Source organism: Shewanella sp. SW24 (assembly GCF_025653395.1).
Lineage (GTDB): Bacteria > Pseudomonadota > Gammaproteobacteria > Enterobacterales > Shewanellaceae > Shewanella > Shewanella oncorhynchi.
Genome location: NZ_JAKKSH010000024.1, coordinates 54,926 through 72,091 on the forward strand (window position 1 = coordinate 54,926; position 17,166 = coordinate 72,091).

Annotated in this window: 17 protein-coding genes and 1 pseudogene; 15 read left to right on the forward strand and 3 right to left on the reverse strand. The window is 43.8% G+C overall.

The window, feature by feature from the left end:
* Positions 1-9 precede the first annotated feature (9 nt).
* The 14 genes from L5M17_RS17410 (at position 10) to glmS (ending at position 14,843) form a co-directional block, all read left to right on the forward strand.
* Entirely contained in the window at positions 10-888 is an 879-nt protein-coding gene (locus L5M17_RS17410) for a ParB/RepB/Spo0J family partition protein (RefSeq protein WP_263148676.1), read from the forward strand.
* A 225-nt stretch (positions 889-1,113) separates the two neighbouring features.
* Positions 1,114-1,497 carry an ATP synthase subunit I gene (locus L5M17_RS17415; RefSeq protein WP_105250794.1) on the forward strand — a complete coding sequence of 128 codons (384 nt, stop codon included), beginning with the start codon at positions 1,114-1,116 and terminating at the stop codon, positions 1,495-1,497.
* A gap of 12 nt (positions 1,498-1,509) precedes the next feature.
* On the forward strand, positions 1,510-2,304 hold the full coding sequence (gene atpB / locus L5M17_RS17420; RefSeq protein ID WP_105250793.1) for a F0F1 ATP synthase subunit A: 795 nt from the start codon (positions 1,510-1,512) through the stop codon (positions 2,302-2,304).
* Between the two features lie 64 nt (positions 2,305-2,368).
* Positions 2,369-2,620, forward strand: a complete 252-nt coding sequence (gene atpE, locus L5M17_RS17425; protein ID WP_006083840.1) for a F0F1 ATP synthase subunit C — start codon at positions 2,369-2,371, stop codon at positions 2,618-2,620.
* 37 nt (positions 2,621-2,657) lie between these two features.
* Entirely contained in the window at positions 2,658-3,128 is a 471-nt protein-coding gene (gene atpF, locus L5M17_RS17430; RefSeq protein ID WP_006083841.1) for a F0F1 ATP synthase subunit B, read from the forward strand.
* A gap of 15 nt (positions 3,129-3,143) precedes the next feature.
* Positions 3,144-3,677, forward strand: a complete 534-nt coding sequence (atpH, locus tag L5M17_RS17435; RefSeq protein WP_006083842.1) for a F0F1 ATP synthase subunit delta — start codon at positions 3,144-3,146, stop codon at positions 3,675-3,677.
* A 14-nt stretch (positions 3,678-3,691) separates the two neighbouring features.
* The gene (atpA, locus tag L5M17_RS17440; RefSeq protein ID WP_168827626.1) at positions 3,692-5,233 is read left to right on the forward strand and encodes a F0F1 ATP synthase subunit alpha; all 1,542 of its coding nucleotides are present in this window, start codon (positions 3,692-3,694) and stop codon (positions 5,231-5,233) included.
* A gap of 50 nt (positions 5,234-5,283) precedes the next feature.
* Positions 5,284-6,144 carry a F0F1 ATP synthase subunit gamma gene (gene atpG / locus L5M17_RS17445; protein ID WP_006084762.1) on the forward strand — a complete coding sequence of 287 codons (861 nt, stop codon included), beginning with the start codon at positions 5,284-5,286 and terminating at the stop codon, positions 6,142-6,144.
* 35 nt (positions 6,145-6,179) lie between these two features.
* Positions 6,180-7,571: a F0F1 ATP synthase subunit beta gene (gene atpD / locus L5M17_RS17450; protein ID WP_105250791.1), complete on the forward strand. Its 1,392-nt coding sequence runs from the start codon at positions 6,180-6,182 to the stop codon at positions 7,569-7,571.
* Between the two features lie 36 nt (positions 7,572-7,607).
* Positions 7,608-8,036 (forward strand): F0F1 ATP synthase subunit epsilon, encoded by a 429-nt coding sequence (locus L5M17_RS17455; protein ID WP_263148677.1) that lies wholly within the window; start codon positions 7,608-7,610, stop codon positions 8,034-8,036.
* Between the two features lie 198 nt (positions 8,037-8,234).
* Positions 8,235-9,599, forward strand: a complete 1,365-nt coding sequence (gene glmU, locus L5M17_RS17460; protein WP_263148678.1) for a bifunctional UDP-N-acetylglucosamine diphosphorylase/glucosamine-1-phosphate N-acetyltransferase GlmU — start codon at positions 8,235-8,237, stop codon at positions 9,597-9,599.
* A gap of 276 nt (positions 9,600-9,875) precedes the next feature.
* Entirely contained in the window at positions 9,876-11,996 is a 2,121-nt protein-coding gene (locus L5M17_RS17465) for a TonB-dependent receptor (protein WP_263148679.1), read from the forward strand.
* Positions 11,997-12,198: 202 nt separating this feature from the next.
* Entirely contained in the window at positions 12,199-12,969 is a 771-nt protein-coding gene (locus tag L5M17_RS17470; RefSeq protein ID WP_198573706.1) for a DeoR/GlpR family DNA-binding transcription regulator, read from the forward strand.
* 44 nt (positions 12,970-13,013) lie between these two features.
* Positions 13,014-14,843: a glutamine--fructose-6-phosphate transaminase (isomerizing) gene (gene glmS / locus L5M17_RS17475; protein WP_263148680.1), complete on the forward strand. Its 1,830-nt coding sequence runs from the start codon at positions 13,014-13,016 to the stop codon at positions 14,841-14,843.
* Between the two features lie 506 nt (positions 14,844-15,349).
* On the opposite strand, the gene L5M17_RS17480 is transcribed toward glmS, so the two are convergent.
* Positions 15,350-16,015, reverse strand: coding sequence for a DJ-1/PfpI family protein (locus tag L5M17_RS17480; protein ID WP_172591551.1), 666 nt, complete (start codon positions 16,013-16,015; stop codon positions 15,350-15,352).
* Between the two features lie 21 nt (positions 16,016-16,036).
* On the reverse strand, positions 16,037-16,522 hold the full coding sequence (locus tag L5M17_RS17485; protein ID WP_218737732.1) for a rhodanese-like domain-containing protein: 486 nt from the start codon (positions 16,520-16,522) through the stop codon (positions 16,037-16,039).
* A 141-nt stretch (positions 16,523-16,663) separates the two neighbouring features.
* Between L5M17_RS17485 and L5M17_RS23150 the strand changes: the two genes are divergently transcribed.
* Positions 16,664-16,960: a TetR/AcrR family transcriptional regulator gene (locus tag L5M17_RS23150; protein ID WP_411568945.1), complete on the forward strand. Its 297-nt coding sequence runs from the start codon at positions 16,664-16,666 to the stop codon at positions 16,958-16,960.
* Here L5M17_RS23150 and L5M17_RS17490 read toward each other — a convergent pair.
* Positions 16,944-17,166: pseudogene (locus tag L5M17_RS17490) on the reverse strand (IS4 family transposase); the annotation flags it as partial. The gene L5M17_RS23150 and the pseudogene L5M17_RS17490 sit on opposite strands and share 17 nt — an antisense overlap.

The window sequence follows — 17,166 nt, forward strand, 5'->3', positions numbered from 1 at the left end:
AGGATCACCATGACGTTGAAAAAAAGAGGATTAGGCAAAGGGTTAGATGCCCTACTGAGTAACAGTCATGCCGCCAGTAAAAAGCACACTGACGAAGCTGATGTTGTCGATAAAAAAGAAGAGCTTATCCATCTCGATTTAGACTTATTACAGCCAGGTAAGTATCAACCTCGTAAAGACATGTCCCCCGAAGCGTTGGAAGAACTGGCACACTCTATCCGCAACCAAGGCATTATTCAGCCTATCGTTGTGAGACAAGTGACGAATAATATGTATGAGATCATTGCGGGTGAACGTCGTTGGCGTGCTGCGCAACTTGCTGGCTTGAATAAAATCCCCTGCATAGTAAAGCAAGTACCTGATGAAGCCGCTGTTGCTATTGCTTTGATTGAAAACATCCAGCGTGAAGACTTAAATACCATGGAAGAAGCCATTGCATTGCAACGTTTAATGCAAGAGTTTGAACTTACTCACCAACAGGTTGCCGATGTTGTGGGAAAATCCAGAGCGAGTGTATCTAACTTGTTACGTTTAAACGGCTTAAATGAGCCGGTTAAGCGTCTACTCGAGTATGGCGACATTGATATGGGTCATGCTCGCGCTTTGTTGGCAATTGAGGGAGAAGAACAAACAAATCTTGCGAGATTAGTGGCCGCTAAGGAATTAACCGTTCGCGAAACTGAACGATTAATTAATCAAACCTTAAATCCGCCTAAACAAGCCGAAACTACGACTAAAGATCAAGATGTTTGTCGTTTAGAGCAGCAGTTAATTGAAAGATTAGGTGCCAAGGTTTCGATCGCTCATAGCAGTAAGGGCACGGGTAAAATTGTAATTAACTATCAGAATCTGGCTGAATTAGACGGAATTCTTAGTAAAATTCATTAATGTCTGTAGATTAACAGTTTTTAATGTAAATTTGTGACAGATGCTAATCTTACATTTTAACTCGTTTGGCGCGAGATCACGTTAAAAGTGTTGTTTTTCCTTATCTCAAAGTTGCAATGAAGGCGTGAAAAGGTATACTTTCGCAAGCTTTTTGTGCATCGACATAAATACGGGTATTTGTCATCCGGTCATCGAAACAAAAAGTATGAATGCGGAGAGGATGAATTGAGTAAGGTTTTAGCGCGTCGTGGCCGGTGGTCAGCCTATAAATTGGTGATGATGCAGGCGGCGGTCGCTGGGGGTGCTTCAATTCTCTTTTTCGCCGTGTGGGGAGTTCAGTTTGGCTATTCTGCATTAGCAGGTGGTTCAATCGCTGTGCTCCCTAATTTTGTATTCGCAACCCTCGCTTTCTCCCACACGGGAGCAAGTTCAGCTGCAAAAGTCATAAAGACTTTTTACTGGGGGGAAGCGGTAAAGTTGCTGTTAACCATCGCAATGTTTTCGTTTGTGTTTATCAATCTTAAGGTCGCTTTTATGCCGCTTTTTGTTTGTTATGTGCTGACGCTAATCGTGCATTGGACAGCTCCTTTATACTTCAAGCAAAGTTAAGTGGGATGAATCATGGCTGCAACTGGTGAAGCGTTAACACCGCAGGGCTATATCCAACATCACCTTACCAACTTAAGTGTTGGTGAAGGCTTTTGGACATGGCACATTGATTCGTTGTTCTTTTCGGTTGGTCTTGGTGTTCTGTTCCTGTGGATTTTCCGCAGCGTTGGTAAAAAAGCGACTTCCGGTGTTCCTGGCAAACTGCAATGTTTTGTTGAGATTATCGTCGAGTTCGTAAATAACAGCGTGAAAGAAAGTTTTCATGGTCGCAATGCTCTGATCGCGCCTTTAGCTCTGACCATTTTTGTATGGGTATTCATGATGAACTTCATGGATATGATCCCTGTAGATTGGCTGCCTCACGCAGCAAGTTTAATGGGTATTCCCTATCTAAAAGCGGTTCCGACGACTGACGTTAACATTACTTTTAGCTTAGCTATTGGTGTGTTCGTGCTGATTATTTTTTACAGCATTAAGGTCAAAGGTGTGTCTGGGTTTGTTAAAGAATTGACACTACAGCCCTTTAACCATAAGGCAATGATACCCGTCAACCTCCTATTAGAGACTGTTACTTTGATTGCTAAGCCAATTTCATTGGCATTGCGACTCTTTGGTAACTTGTACGCAGGTGAGTTGATCTTCATCCTTATTGCGCTGATGTATGGTACCAACTTGTTATTATCTACCCTAGGTGTGACTCTGCAACTGGGCTGGTTAATATTCCACATTTTGGTTATCACGCTGCAGGCGTTTATCTTCATGATGTTGACCATTGTTTATTTAAGCATGGCGCATGAAGATCATTAAGGATTGCTGAAGAAATTTTAAACTAAATCATCAACTAATATAGATTTAGATACTGGAGATACAGATGGAAACGATTTTAGGCATGACAGCTATCGCTGTTGCTCTGCTGATTGGTATGGGTGCTCTTGGTACTGCAATCGGTTTCGGCTTATTAGGCGGTAAGTTCTTGGAAGGCGCTGCGCGTCAACCAGAAATGGCTCCTATGCTACAAGTTAAAATGTTCATCGTAGCGGGTCTTCTTGACGCCGTAACTATGATCGGTGTTGGTATCGCATTATTTATGCTATTTACCAACCCACTGGGTGCAATGCTGTAAAAAACGCTTCTGTCTTAACTCTAAATAGGAGGCTGTTGTGAATTTCAACGCTACCCTAATCGGTCAGACGGTCGCCTTTATCATCTTCGTGTGGTTTTGCATGAAGTTTGTATGGCCCCCTTTGATGAATGCCATCGAAGAGCGCCAAAAAAGGATTGCTGACGGTCTAGCTGATGCTGATCGTGCGGTAAAAGACCTGGAGTTGGCACAAGCGAAAGCGACTGACCAACTAAAAGAAGCCAAGGTAACGGCTAATGAAATTATTGAGCAAGCTAACAAGCGTAAAGCTCAAATAGTTGAAGAAGCCAAAACCGAAGCAGACGCTGAGCGTGCTAAAATCATCGCTCAGGGTAAAGCAGAAATTGAAGCTGAACGTAATCGCGTCAAAGAGGATCTGCGTAAGCAGGTTGCTACTCTTGCCATCATGGGTGCTGAGAAGATCCTTGAGCGTTCTATTGATCCAGCCGCCCACAGTGACATAGTTAATAAACTAGTCGCTGAAATTTGATAAGGGAGTTGAGTTATGGCTGAATTAACCACCATCGCTCGCCCTTACGCAAAGGCAGCTTTTGACTTTGCTATTGAACAAGATGCAGTGGATTCTTGGGCTGAAATGCTCACGTTTGCCGCATTGGTGAGTGAAAACGAAACCATGCAACCACTGTTAGCTGGCTCTTTAGCCAGCACTAAGCTCGCAGCACTCTTTATTAGTGTGTGTGGTGAGCAAGTCAATGTGCAAGGTCAGAACCTGATAAAGGTAATGGCTGAAAACGGTCGCTTAAAGGTGCTACCTGCTGTATCTCAGTTATTTACTGAATACCGTAATGAGTGGGCAAAAGAAGTAGAAGCCGATGTGGTTTCTGCAACTGAGCTGAGCTCTGAACAACAACAGCAGATTAGTATTTCTTTAGAGAAACGTCTCGCACGCAAAGTTAAGCTGAATTGTAGCACTGACGCCGCGCTCATCGCCGGTGTAATCATTAAGACAGGAGACCTAGTCATCGATGGCTCGGTCCGCGGTAAGTTATCGCGTCTGTCTGATAAGCTGCAGTCGTAATTGGGAGTTTGAGCATGCAACTGAATTCCACTGAAATCAGCGATCTGATTAAGCAGCGGATCGAGCAGTTCGAAGTCGTTAGCGAATCTCGTAACGAAGGTACTATCGTTGCGGTAAGTGACGGCATCATCCGCATCCACGGCCTAGCCGACGTGATGCAAGGTGAGATGATCGAACTGCCTGGTAACCGTTTTGCAATCGCGTTGAACCTTGAACGTGATTCTGTCGGTGCCGTAGTAATGGGTCCTTATGCTGATTTAGCAGAAGGCGTAAAAGTGAAAACGACTGGCCGTATTCTGGAAGTTCCAGTTGGCCGCGGTCTTCTTGGCCGCGTTGTTAACACTCTAGGTGAGCCAATTGACGGTAAAGGACCTATCGATAACGATGGTTTCTCGCCAATTGAAGTTATCGCACCAGGTGTTATTGAACGTCAGTCTGTTGATCAACCAGTTCAAACTGGTTACAAAGCCGTTGATGCCATGATCCCTATTGGTCGTGGTCAACGTGAATTGATCATTGGCGACCGTCAAACTGGTAAAACAGCAATGGCGATCGACGCAATTATCAACCAGAAAAATTCTGGCATTAAATGTGTGTACGTCGCGATTGGCCAAAAGGCTTCTACTATCGCTAACGTAGTGCGCAAGCTAGAAGAACACGGTGCGTTAGCTAACACTATCGTTGTTGTTGCAACTGCTTCTGAAGCCGCTGCTCTACAATACTTAGCGCCATATTCTGGTTGTTCTATGGGTGAATACTTCCGTGACCGCGGTGAAGATTCTTTGATCGTATACGATGATTTGTCTAAGCAAGCAGTTGCTTATCGTCAAATTTCGTTACTGCTCAAGCGTCCACCAGGCCGTGAAGCTTACCCAGGTGACGTATTCTATCTACACTCACGTTTATTAGAGCGTGCATCACGCGTTAACGCGATTTATGTAGAGAAGTTCACTAAAGGTGCAGTAACTGGCAAAACTGGTTCTTTAACCGCGCTGCCGATTATTGAAACGCAAGCGGGTGACGTTTCTGCATTCGTACCGACCAACGTAATTTCTATTACCGATGGTCAGATCTTCCTTGAGACCGATCTGTTTAACTCTGGCCTACGTCCAGCGGTTAACCCAGGTATTTCTGTTTCTCGTGTTGGTGGTGCGGCTCAGACTAAGATCATCAAGAAACTGTCTGGTGGTATTCGTACCGCACTAGCACAGTATCGTGAGCTTGCTGCGTTCTCGCAATTTGCATCTGATCTTGACGATGCAACACGTGCTCAGCTTGAGCATGGTGTGCGTGTTACCGAACTGATGAAGCAAAAGCAATATGCTCCTATGAGCGTAGCCGCTCAAGCTGTGTCTATTTTCTCAGCTGAAAAAGGTTACCTGAAGAGTGTTGAGCTGAATAAGGTCGGTAATTTCGAAGCCGCTCTGCTCTCGTTCATGAACAGCGAGCATGCTCCTTTAATGAAGCTTATCAATGATACTGGCGATTATAGCGCTGATATCGAAGCTGAATTAAAAGCTGGCCTCGACAAGTTCGTAGCAACCCAAACCTGGTAACAATGATAGAGGTGTCTTAAGACACCTCAGGTCCAGATTGGAGAGTAGAGATGGCCGGCGCTAAAGAGATTAAAACCAAGATCGCGAGTGTGAAAAACACTCAGAAGATCACGTCCGCCATGGAAATGGTGGCAGCCAGCAAAATGCGCAGAGCGCAGGAACGCATGGCTGCGAGCCGTCCATATGCGGAAAGCATGCGTAAGGTGATCGGTCACGTCGCGCAAGGTTCTCTCGAGTATAAACACCCCTATTTGGAGGTGAGAGAGGCTAAGCGGGTTGGTTACATTGTTGTAGCAACCGACCGTGGCCTTTGTGGTGGTCTGAACGTTAACCTTTTCAAAAAGGTTATTGCAGACGTGAAAAGCTGGAAAGCCCAAGGTGCAGAATTTGAATTTTGCCCTATCGGTGCACGTAGTGTGCAGTTTTTCAAAAACTTCGGTGGACAAGTGTCTGCTCACGCTTCAGGTTTAGGCGATGCTCCAAAGCTCGCTGACTTGATCGGGACAGTCGGTGTCATGCTAGAAGCTTACAACGAAGGCAAGCTGGATCGTCTGTACGTGGTATTTAACAAATTTGTGAATACTATGACGCAGACTCCTGTGATCGAGCAGCTGCTACCTTTGCCTAAATCAGAAGATGATGAAACTGCTCATCGTTGGGATTATATCTACGAGCCAGATCCAAAAGCACTTTTGGATACTTTATTGGTCCGTTATGTGGAATCTCAGGTTTACCAAGGTGTTGTTGAAAACATTGCCTCTGAACAAGCTGCCCGTATGGTGGCAATGAAGTCGGCAACAGACAACGCGGGTGAGCTTATCAACGACTTGCAACTGGTCTATAACAAGGCCCGTCAGGCTGCGATTACGCAGGAACTGTCGGAAATTGTTTCTGGTGCCTCTGCGGTTTAGGTTAGGTAACGAATACAAGTTTTAGAGGATTAATCATGAGCACAGGTACTGTTGTCCAAGTGATTGGCGCGGTTGTGGACGTAGAGTTCCCACAAGATGCCGTACCTCAAGTATATGACGCTCTGAAAATCGTAGGTGAAGGCCCGTGTAATGGTTTGGTGCTGGAAGTTCAGCAACAGCTAGGTGGTGGTGTAGTTCGTACCATCGCTATGGGTTCTTCTGACGGTCTGCGTCGTGGTCTTGAAGTAGTAAACTCAGGTTCACCTATTACTGTTCCTGTTGGTACCGCCACTCTTGGCCGTATCATGAACGTATTAGGCGAGCCTATTGATGAAGCGGGTCCAATCGGTGAAGAAGAGCGTTATGTTATTCACCGTACAGCTCCTTCATACGAAGATCAATCAAGCTCTACTGAACTGTTAGAGACTGGCATCAAGGTTATCGACCTTGTTTGTCCATTCGCTAAGGGCGGTAAAGTCGGTTTGTTCGGTGGTGCGGGTGTTGGTAAGACAGTTAACATGATGGAACTGATTAACAACATCGCTAAAGCCCACTCGGGTCTTTCTGTATTCGCCGGTGTAGGTGAACGTACTCGTGAAGGTAACGACTTCTACTACGAGATGAAAGATTCTGGCGTTCTCGACAAAGTGGCCATGGTTTATGGTCAGATGAACGAGCCTCCAGGTAACCGTTTGCGTGTTGCACTGTCTGGTCTGACTATGGCAGAGAAGTTCCGTGACGAAGGTCGTGACGTACTGTTGTTCGTTGACAACATCTATCGTTATACCTTAGCCGGTACTGAAGTATCTGCACTGTTAGGTCGTATGCCTTCTGCGGTAGGTTATCAACCAACATTGGCTGAAGAGATGGGGGTTCTGCAAGAGCGTATCACTTCAACTAAGACGGGTTCTATTACTTCTGTACAAGCGGTATACGTACCTGCGGATGACTTGACCGATCCGTCACCAGCAACAACCTTCGCTCACTTAGATGCGACTGTTGTACTGTCACGTCAAATTGCTTCTCTGGGTATTTACCCAGCGGTTGACCCATTGGATTCGACTTCACGTCAATTAGATCCATTGGTTGTTGGCCAAGAGCATTATGACGTTGCTAACGGCGTGCAAACTGTACTGCAACGTTACAAAGAGCTGAAAGACATTATTGCGATTCTGGGTATGGATGAATTGTCTGATGAAGACAAGACTGTCGTATTCCGTGCTCGTAAGATTGAGCGTTTCTTATCTCAGCCTTTCTTCGTAGCAGAAGTCTTTACTGGATCTCCTGGTAAGTACGTTTCTCTGAAAGACACTATCCGTGGCTTTAAGGGTATTTTGAACGGTGAGTTTGATCACCTGCCAGAACAAGCGTTCTACATGGTTGGCTCAATCGATGAAGTCATCGAGAAAGCGAACAAAAAGAAATAACTAAGTATTCATACTTAGTTTTTTAAGGAGAACGGGATGGCAGCCATGACAGTACATCTTGATATTGTAAGCGCAGAGAGCAAAATCTTCTCTGGTCGTGTAGCTTCGCTGCAAGTGACTGGTTCTGAAGGTGAGTTGGGCATAATGCATGGCCACGCTCCTTTGCTTAGTTATATCAAACCTGGCATGGCGCGCATCGTCAAGCAAGACGGCAGTGAAGAAGTGTTTTACCTTTCAGGTGGTATTCTGGAAGTGCAGCCTTCTTCTGTCTCCGTATTGGCTGATGTGGTTATGCGTGCCAAAGATATTGATGAGCAAGCGGCATTAGAAGCTAAGCGTCGTGCAGAAGCCCATATGGCAACTGCTGGCGCTGACTTCAATTATGACGCGGCTATGGTTGAGTTAGATAAGGCTATGGCTCAATTACGTGTTGTTGAAACCATCAAGAAAAACATTGCCAGATAAGGTTATTGTTTGTGAAAAAAGGCGACCATAGGGTCGCCTTTTTTGTGTCTAAAAATGGGATAGATTGGCATTCTTGCATGTCTTTGATTGATTAGTATCGCTATCTACTTCGCTTTTCGATGTGCTTTCCGTTAAAATTGCGCCACAAAATCGACCGTAATTTTTCACCCTCTTGGGTATTTGTTCAAGGATATGGTAATGGCATTAAATGTAGTGATCTTAGCGGCTGGCAAGGGAACACGGATGCGCTCTGATCTTCCTAAGGTATTACATCCCATCGCCCATAAGAGCATGGTGCAACATGTCATCGATACCGCTAATAAAGTTGGCAGTGACTCTATTCAGTTAGTCTATGGTTATGGCGCCGACAAGCTACAAGCCTGTTTGGGTGAGCAACAACTTAACTGGGTATTGCAAGCCGAGCAATTAGGCACAGGTCATGCGGTTGCACAGGCTAGCCCACATATCGCCGACAGCGATACAGTGCTTATTCTTTATGGCGATGTGCCGTTGATCCAAACATCGACTCTCGAAGCATTACTCGCCGCCCGTCCTGAAAATGGCGTTGCTATTTTAACAGTGAATTTAGCTAATCCTATGGGTTATGGCCGTATTGTCCGTGAGCAAGGAAAAGTCATTGGAATTATTGAGCAAAAAGATGCGACTGCAGAACAGTTGCTGAACAACGAAATTAACACCGGCATCATGGCGGTTCCGGGTAAACAACTTAAAACTTGGTTGAGCCGTTTATCGAACAATAATGCCCAAGGCGAATATTATCTAACGGATATTATTGCTATGGCGCACGCTGATGGCGTTGCTATTGATACTGCTCAGCCACAATCGGCCATTGAAGTCGAAGGCGCCAATAATCGCATGCAATTAGCGCAACTTGAACGTGCTTACCAAGCTCGTGAAGCCGAAAAGCTCATGTTGGCGGGGGCGAACCTTCGCGACCCAAGCCGTATCGATATCCGTGGTGAAGTCACTGTTGGTATGGATGTGATGATCGATATTAATGTGATATTCGAAGGCAAAGTGACCTTGGGTAATAATGTCACTATTGGCGCAGGCGCGATTTTAATTGATTGCGAGATTGCCGATGATGCTGAGATCAAGCCTTACTCTATTATAGAAGGTGCTACGCTTGGCGTTGCTGCCAGTGCCGGCCCATTTGCCCGTTTACGTCCCGGCGCAGAGCTTAAGCAAGATGCACATATAGGCAACTTTGTTGAAGTGAAAAAAGCGGTGATTGGCGTGGGATCCAAAGCAGGGCACTTAGCCTATTTAGGCGATGCCATCATTGGTGATGGCGTCAACATTGGTGCTGGTACTATTACCTGCAACTATGATGGCGCGAATAAGCATCTTACTGTTATCGAAGATAACGTCTTTGTCGGCTCTGACACTCAGTTGGTGGCTCCAGTGACCATAGGTAAAGGGGCAACTTTAGGGGCCGGTTCAACGATTACCCGTGATGTAGGTGAGAATGAGTTAGTGATCTCTCGTGTTAAACAAAAACACCTCACAGGTTGGCAACGTCCAGTGAAAATTAAAAAGTAAGTTTTAAAACTCAACTTAATGTCAAAAAAGCGGCCATGTGCCGCTTTTATCTTTATTGTGTTCAATGTTTTGCACTAAAAAGCCTTTTTATTAAGTAATGCTTAATAATTAAGATTTTCTTCATGTTTTTGTGGTATGGGCAAATTGTTGGTTTTTAAGTTAATTTGATCACTATCACACTCAATTGTAAATTTTAGTAAAGAAGAGAAAATAAAAACACTTCTCATTTATATTGCCTGCAATTCTAAGACGAAAGGTCTATTTGAGGTGTTGGCAATGGTATTTAAATATTCAGTTATAGGTTTAGCTGTAGGCTCGGCATTAATGGCTATGCCGGTTATTGCAGAAGTGGCGAGCGATAAAAATATTGAGCGCATCAATGTGACTGGCCGTACTTTTAACGACTATAAAGTCGGTAGTGCATCGGGTGCCATGCGTGGCGATATCGACTTAATGGATACCCCACAGTCAGTTAATGTGATCCCCGATTTTGTGACCGATGAACAGTTGGCCACTAACCTTGCCGAGGTTTTAGTTAACGACTCCAGTGTGACGGCGGGAACCACGCGCTGGAACCGTCAAGTCTTCAGTATCCGCGGCTTCGAGCTCGATTCGGGTAACGGTTATCTTATCAATGGCCATCAACAATGGTCTCACTACGTACAACCAATTGAAACTTTACAGCAAGTCGAAGTATTGAAAGGTCCTTCGAGCATGTTGTACGGCCAATCTGGCCCTGGTGGCTTAGTGAATATGGTCACTAAGAAACCGACCTATGATTCAATGCTCGATTTAGGTTTTGATACTGATGGTTTGGGTTCGACCCGTGCTCAGCTAGATGCGGGCGGCAGTTTAAATGATGCTCAGAGTCTTCGTTACCGCGGCGTGTTAGTGAAGCAAGACACAAAATACTGGCGTGAGTATTCCGCTAACGATGAGAATCAAGAGCGTGACCGTTGGTTGGGCTACTTAAACCTAGAATTTGATGTCAGTGATGATGTTCTGTTATCGGTTAAGTACGATCATACCCAAGATAAAGCGGGTATTGATGCGGGTGGGTGGTTAGATAAACAAGGTAATGTTATCGGTGAACGTAAAACCGTATGGGATGCTCCTTGGGCCTTTACCGATAACACAGTCTCTAACTTAGGTGCCGATCTAACTTGGCAGATGAGTGATGATTGGAAAGTCAAAGTTGGTTATAACGATCAGCAGTTTAATCGCCAACGTTTAGACTCTGCGCCAAGCTTAAATAAAGGCTCTGAAGATCCATATAAAGATGGTTACACCATAAACCCGTTTGATCGTTATGACGATTGGCAGCATAAAACGGCCTATGTGGATTTCACGGGTGAATTTTCTTTGGCAGGAATGGAGCATCAATTCCTTATTGGTGCTAACTATTTAGACTATTTCTATCAGCAGCAAATTCAGAAAGGCAAAAGTCAGCCCGTAATTCCTGGGCAACCAATTATTCAGCAAGATCTTGATTATCACCAAGGTAAGCTAAGCAACCCAAGCGAATACAAGTATTACGGTTTCTATTTACAGGATTTGATGACGCTTAATGAGCAATGGAAATTGCTTGCTGGTGTGCGTTACGACGAACAGAAGAAAGACGGAGAAGGTGAAAACAGCTATGCCGTGTCGCCTAAGTTTGGGGTAATTTACTCGGCAATGGCTAATGGTAGCATTTACGTTAATTATTCAAAAAGCTTTGCACCACAGGGTTCAGTAACCAGTTCTGAAGATGTCAATCATGGAGATAACCTGAAACCTGAGTACGGTACTCAATATGAACTAGGGACTAAATGGGAGTTATTTAATGACAGCCTACTGCTAACAGCAGCCCTTTTTGATATTACGGTTTCTAATATCACCACAGTACAAGATATTCCTGTAACGAATGAAGGATATAAAACGATCACTACCCAAGGTGGTGAGCAGCATCATCGAGGTTTTGAAGTTGGCGCCCAAGGCCAGTTAGGTGATAGCTGGTTTGTGACTTCTTCTATGATGTATTTAGATGCTGAATATAATACCGGTGCAGGCAAAATAGGTGGCAAGAACTTAGATGGTAAAACCCCTATTGATGCCCCTGAGTGGTCGGCCAATATCTGGACCCGTTACGAAGTGACAGACAACTTTGCGATGAACTTTGGTGCTATTTATGTGGGTGAACGTTTTGCTGATGCTGATAACACCATCACCAAAGATGGTTATGTTCGTTTCGATATAGGTGCGGCTTACACTATGGATATCATGGGTAAAGATGTCAGCCTTCGTGCCAACGTCAGAAACCTCTTCGATACTGAATATTTAGACGGTGGCAGCGATAAGATGGTGACTATAGGTCAAGATCGTAACTTCAGTGTTGCTGTTGAAGCTAAGTTCTAATACTTATTAGGATTTTTAATCTATTTAAAGCAGTTTATCCCTAAAGGATAAACTGCTTTTTTATTGGTTGGTTTTTAAGTTCACAATTTTAAATTAATTAAAATGACTCGTGATCGTGCGAAAGAGTGCTTCGTATGACTAGCAAAAAAGTTTCGTTTCACTATAATGCACCTTTCGAATCGAAACTTAACTGAAAGGTTTTATGAATAAACGAAACACACAGCAGCGTCGCCACAGCATAATCACCATATTGAACGAACAGGGTGAAGTGAGCGTTGATGAACTGTCGTTACGTTTTGAAACCTCTGAAGTGACGATTCGTAAGGATCTCGCCGCGCTTGAAAAAACTGGCCTGCTATTACGCCGTTACGGTGGCGCCGTGGCGATTCCAGACGAAGTCACTCAACAGTTCTCTGCCAAGATAGCGCCTAATAAGCTGTCTATTGCGAAAACCGCCGCGCAGCTGATTAAAGATCACAATCGCATTATTATCGATAGTGGCACTACGACGTCAGGCTTGATTGAACAGCTGAATGATAAGCGTGGGCTGGTGGTCATGACGAATGCACTGCACCTTGCCAATGCCATCCATGAACTCGAAAACGAGCCAACCTTATTGATGACCGGTGGCACTTGGGACCCGCATTCTGAATCCTTTCAAGGTCAAGTCGCCGAGCAAGTGTTGCGTTCATATAATTTCGACCAACTGTTTATCGGTGCCGATGGTATCGATCTTGAACGCGGGACCACCACCTTTAACGAGTTAACAGGCCTAAGCAAAGTGATGGCCGAAGTTTCCCGCGAAGTGATCGTTATGGTCGATTCAGACAAAATCGGCAAGCGGATCCCTAACTTAGAGTTACCGTGGTCCAAGGTCAGTGTGTTGGTCACCGACTCACGTATCGACGAGAGTGCGCTCAAACAAATTTCAGATCAGGGCGTGCGAGTTATGTTAGCGCCCTATGCTCATTAGACAAAATAGCTTAACAACTTCATTTTAATTTATAGGTAAAGACTATGTGTGGAATCGTAGGCGCCGTGGCGCAAAGGGATGTGGCTGAAATTCTGGTAGAAGGCTTACGCCGTTTAGAATATCGCGGATATGACTCTGCAGGCGTTGCCGTTATTCACAATGGTGAACTCAACCGTACGCGCCGCGTTGGCAAAGTACAAGAGTTGTCGGCTGCGCTTGAAACTGACCCATTAGCAGGCGGAACCGGTATCGCGCACACTCGTTGGGCGACCCACGGGGAGCCGAGTGAGCGTAATGCTCATCCGCATTTATCGGAAGGTGATATTGCCGTGGTGCACAACGGTATTATCGAAAACCACAATAAACTGCGCGAAATGCTTAAAGGTTTAGGTTACAGCTTTAGTTCAGATACCGATACCGAAGTGATTTGTCATTTAGTACATCATGAGCTGAAAACCCATAGCACTCTACTTGGTGCTGTACAAGCCACGGTTAAACAACTCGAAGGCGCCTATGGCACAGTCGTTATCGACCGTCGTGATAGTGAACGTATGGTTGTTGCTCGCTCTGGTAGTCCATTGGTGATTGGTTTTGGTCTAGGTGAAAACTTTGTCGCTTCAGATCAACTCGCCTTATTACCCGTCACTCGCTCATTTGCTTTCCTAGAAGAAGGTGATGTGGCCGAAGTGACCCGTCGCAGCGTGAGTATTTTCGACTTAAACGGTAATGCCGTTGAGCGTGAAGTCAAAGAATCTGAAATTACCCACGATGCCGGTGACAAAGGCGAATATCGCCACTATATGCTTAAAGAAATTTACGAGCAGCCATTGGCACTGACGCGCACAATTGAAGGTCGTATTGCTAATAAGCAAGTGCTAGACACGGCTTTTGGTGACAACGCTGCTGAGTTTTTAAAAGATATCAAACATGTGCAAATCATCGCCTGTGGTACTAGTTACCATGCGGGCATGGCGGCACGTTACTGGTTAGAAGATTGGGCTGGCGTGTCTTGTAACGTCGAAATTGCCTCTGAATTCCGTTATCGCAAGTCGCACTTATTCCCAAATAGCCTGTTGGTGACGATTTCACAATCGGGTGAAACTGCCGATACCTTAGCGGCCATGCGCTTAGCGAAAGAAATGGGTTACAAAGCCACATTGACCATTTGTAATGCGCCAGGTTCATCACTGGTTCGCGAATCTGACATGGCTTACATGATGAAAGCGGGCGCCGAGATTGGCGTGGCATCGACTAAAGCCTTCACAGTACAGCTTGCAGGCTTATTAATGTTGACTGCGGTGATCGGTCGCCACAATGGTATGTCTGAGCAAATGCAGGCCCAAATCACTCAAAGCCTGCAATCTATGCCTGCCAAAGTGGAACAAGCTTTAGGGCTAGATGCTGCGATTGCTGAATTGGCTGAAGATTTTGCCGATAAACACCATGCTTTATTCCTTGGCCGTGGCGATCAATATCCGATTGCGATGGAAGGCGCGCTAAAGCTGAAAGAGATTTCTTACATTCATGCTGAGGCCTATGCTTCTGGCGAATTAAAACACGGCCCACTGGCGCTTATCGATGCCGATATGCCAGTGATTGTCGTTGCGCCAAACAATGAATTGCTCGAAAAACTGAAATCGAATGTTGAAGAAGTGCGTGCCCGTGGCGGCTTAATGTATGTGTTTGCCGATGTGGATGCCGAGTTTGAGTCGGATGACACGATGAAAGTGATCCCTGTGCCACACTGTGACATCTTTATGGCGCCACTGATCTACACTATTCCTTTACAGCTATTGTCGTACCATGTTGCATTAATCAAAGGTACCGACGTGGATCAACCACGTAACTTGGCAAAGTCTGTAACAGTAGAATAAATAGAGATATTTAAATGAAAACCGCTGTGGGAGAGTAATAAAGTCTCATACTAAGTATTAAAGGTTCATACTTGGTATTAAAGTTTCATACTGAAATGGCAGCGATCACGTAGGTACGCTGCCATTTCTAAAACGTTTATGCCCCAAAACGTTTCAGCAATGATCTAGGATGAGCTTTGTTTCCCAAATCGGATTTACGAACAAGTCCAAAAATTGTTCAAATATCAAATTACATTCTGAGTTTCAGGCATACAAAACCCTTTAAGTTTATACAAACTGATGTGCATAGCTTTCAATCGAAAGCTACAGGAATATTTCTAGCCTCTATGTCCTTATGTAATATAGAGATAGGAGTATGAGAATACAGATAGAGATTTATTATATAAGGTAATTAACACTTGCACCCTTTAGCTTTACGATTGATGTTTGTGTGTACTTTAATCAAAATATTTTAGGGTGCAAGTTAATCTTAATATTTTATATGCTCAGTAAATAACTGAACGTGGCTACATATTCTTTGCTATGACGGGATAACCGACTGCCATCAAATCGCAAATAACTTTATTTACTAAAATTGGAGGAGCAACATCAGGATGACCACAGTTAAACGGTGGGTCTGGATTATATTCCAGTAGTAATTGAGTTTCTTGTGCTTTATCGATACCAATAATACGTGATATAATTGCAAGACCAAAGTCAATTCCAGCAGTAACACCGCCACCTGTTACACGATTACGATCAATCACATAGCGGCCTTTTGTATAGACAGCACCAAATGAATGAAGCATATCGACCATTGTCCAATGTGTCGTTGCTTTATAGCCTTCCAATAATCCTGCTGCACCAAGAATAAGTGCACCTGTACATACGCTCGTAATCCAAGATGATTTATCTGCGGTACGATTTAAAAAATCTAAAACTTCTTGATCTTGCATTGCTTCAAATGCACCAAGTTTTCCTCCTGGAACAAAAAGTATATCAACTCTCGGCAGAGCATCAATTTCATCAAAGGTGCAAGTTGGCAATAAATATGCGCTAGTATCAGTCTCTATTTGCTCACGATTTTTCCAAACCAGTTGAATATTAACATCATTTATTAATGACCAAGCTTGTAATGGCCCAAATAAATCTAAAGGGGTTATACCAGGGTAAAGTAACATCACAATATTCATAAAAACTCCAAATTTAAAAAATTATTTCATGCTTGATTTAAATTCATCAATCTTAAATGAACCATAAAAATTACTTACTCTGTGTCCAGAGTTAACCCATGAAAATAGCCCATCCTTTAGATTGTAAACATTGGTATACCCAAATTTATTAAGGGTATCAGTAACGATTGTGCTTCTAATGCCATGGGAACACATAACAACAATATGTTGATTCTTATTTGGAATCAACCTCTGAACATTAAATTCCACCGTTCCCCTAGGGATGTTTATCTTATTATTTATATCTATATTTACAGCAATAATTTCTTCAGGCTCTCTAACATCTAAAAGAATAAAATCTTTCTTGTTTTCTATCCATTTATTAAGTGTTTCAGCTTCAATTGAGTTAATCTTATTAATTAGCAGCTGATGTTGATTCCTGATAATTTTTTCAGCTGAAATTATTTCACTAGCAGTAACTGGTATACTAAAAGCAACCGAAAACAAAAAAACTAAGCTAAATTTCATAAAAAACCCTCTCATAAAACAAAAGTTAATGTCGAGTCATAATGATAAATGCTTTAAGATTTGCAAAGTATAGACAAATTATATATATTGTCCATACTTAGACGAATATGATTTGTTGGCTATAATGTGAGATACCAAGCTATGGAACGTGGAGAGCGAGAACGTTGCCGAACTAAAAGTGCAATTAAGAATGCACTTATACTAATAGTAAAGAACAAAAACTATAATGACATTACTGTAAAAGACATTGTCGAAGAGGCTAATGTTGGCCGCAGTACACTTTATAAGCATTATCCATCTAAAGCTCACATTATGCTTGAAATTCATGAGGATATGTTTAACCTATTATTCGATGATCTTACAACATCTGAAAACTGGCTTCAGACTGAGCCACAACCTCACTTAGTACTGAAGGATCCCCTCATAAATCAGCCATAGCATAGCCATATTTGAGCAACTGATTGGCGAATAATACCCAGGCCGCCAGCAATTCTTTCTCCGTGATTTGATAATCAGGCCGCCTGAGTACCTCCAATCCCAAGCGAATCGTTGAGAGTACCGTTCGATGCCCAATGGTATTGGCCTGAAAATGCTTATCCCAGCCCTGTTGCTGTGCGTGTAAACCAACTAGCCACAACAGGCAT

Excerpts from the sequence above, each read along its gene's own strand:
- L5M17_RS17410 (WP_263148676.1), top strand. The coding sequence starts at position 10 with ATGACGTTGAAAAAAAGAGGATTAGGCAAAGGGTTAGATGCCCTACTG.
- atpB (WP_105250793.1), top strand. The coding sequence starts at position 1,510 with ATGGCTGCAACTGGTGAAGCGTTAACACCGCAGGGCTATATCCAACAT.
- atpE (WP_006083840.1), top strand. The coding sequence starts at position 2,369 with ATGGAAACGATTTTAGGCATGACAGCTATCGCTGTTGCTCTGCTGATT.
- atpH (WP_006083842.1), top strand. The coding sequence starts at position 3,144 with ATGGCTGAATTAACCACCATCGCTCGCCCTTACGCAAAGGCAGCTTTT.
- atpA (WP_168827626.1), top strand. The coding sequence starts at position 3,692 with ATGCAACTGAATTCCACTGAAATCAGCGATCTGATTAAGCAGCGGATC.
- atpG (WP_006084762.1), top strand. The coding sequence starts at position 5,284 with ATGGCCGGCGCTAAAGAGATTAAAACCAAGATCGCGAGTGTGAAAAAC.
- atpD (WP_105250791.1), top strand. The coding sequence starts at position 6,180 with ATGAGCACAGGTACTGTTGTCCAAGTGATTGGCGCGGTTGTGGACGTA.
- L5M17_RS17455 (WP_263148677.1), top strand. The coding sequence starts at position 7,608 with ATGGCAGCCATGACAGTACATCTTGATATTGTAAGCGCAGAGAGCAAA.
- glmU (WP_263148678.1), top strand. The coding sequence starts at position 8,235 with ATGGCATTAAATGTAGTGATCTTAGCGGCTGGCAAGGGAACACGGATG.
- L5M17_RS17465 (WP_263148679.1), top strand. The coding sequence starts at position 9,876 with ATGGTATTTAAATATTCAGTTATAGGTTTAGCTGTAGGCTCGGCATTA.
- L5M17_RS17470 (WP_198573706.1), top strand. The coding sequence starts at position 12,199 with ATGAATAAACGAAACACACAGCAGCGTCGCCACAGCATAATCACCATA.
- glmS (WP_263148680.1), top strand. The coding sequence starts at position 13,014 with ATGTGTGGAATCGTAGGCGCCGTGGCGCAAAGGGATGTGGCTGAAATT.
- L5M17_RS17480 (WP_172591551.1), bottom strand. The coding sequence starts at position 16,015 with ATGAATATTGTGATGTTACTTTACCCTGGTATAACCCCTTTAGATTTA.
- L5M17_RS17485 (WP_218737732.1), bottom strand. The coding sequence starts at position 16,522 with ATGAAATTTAGCTTAGTTTTTTTGTTTTCGGTTGCTTTTAGTATACCA.
- L5M17_RS23150 (WP_411568945.1), top strand. The coding sequence starts at position 16,664 with ATGGAACGTGGAGAGCGAGAACGTTGCCGAACTAAAAGTGCAATTAAG.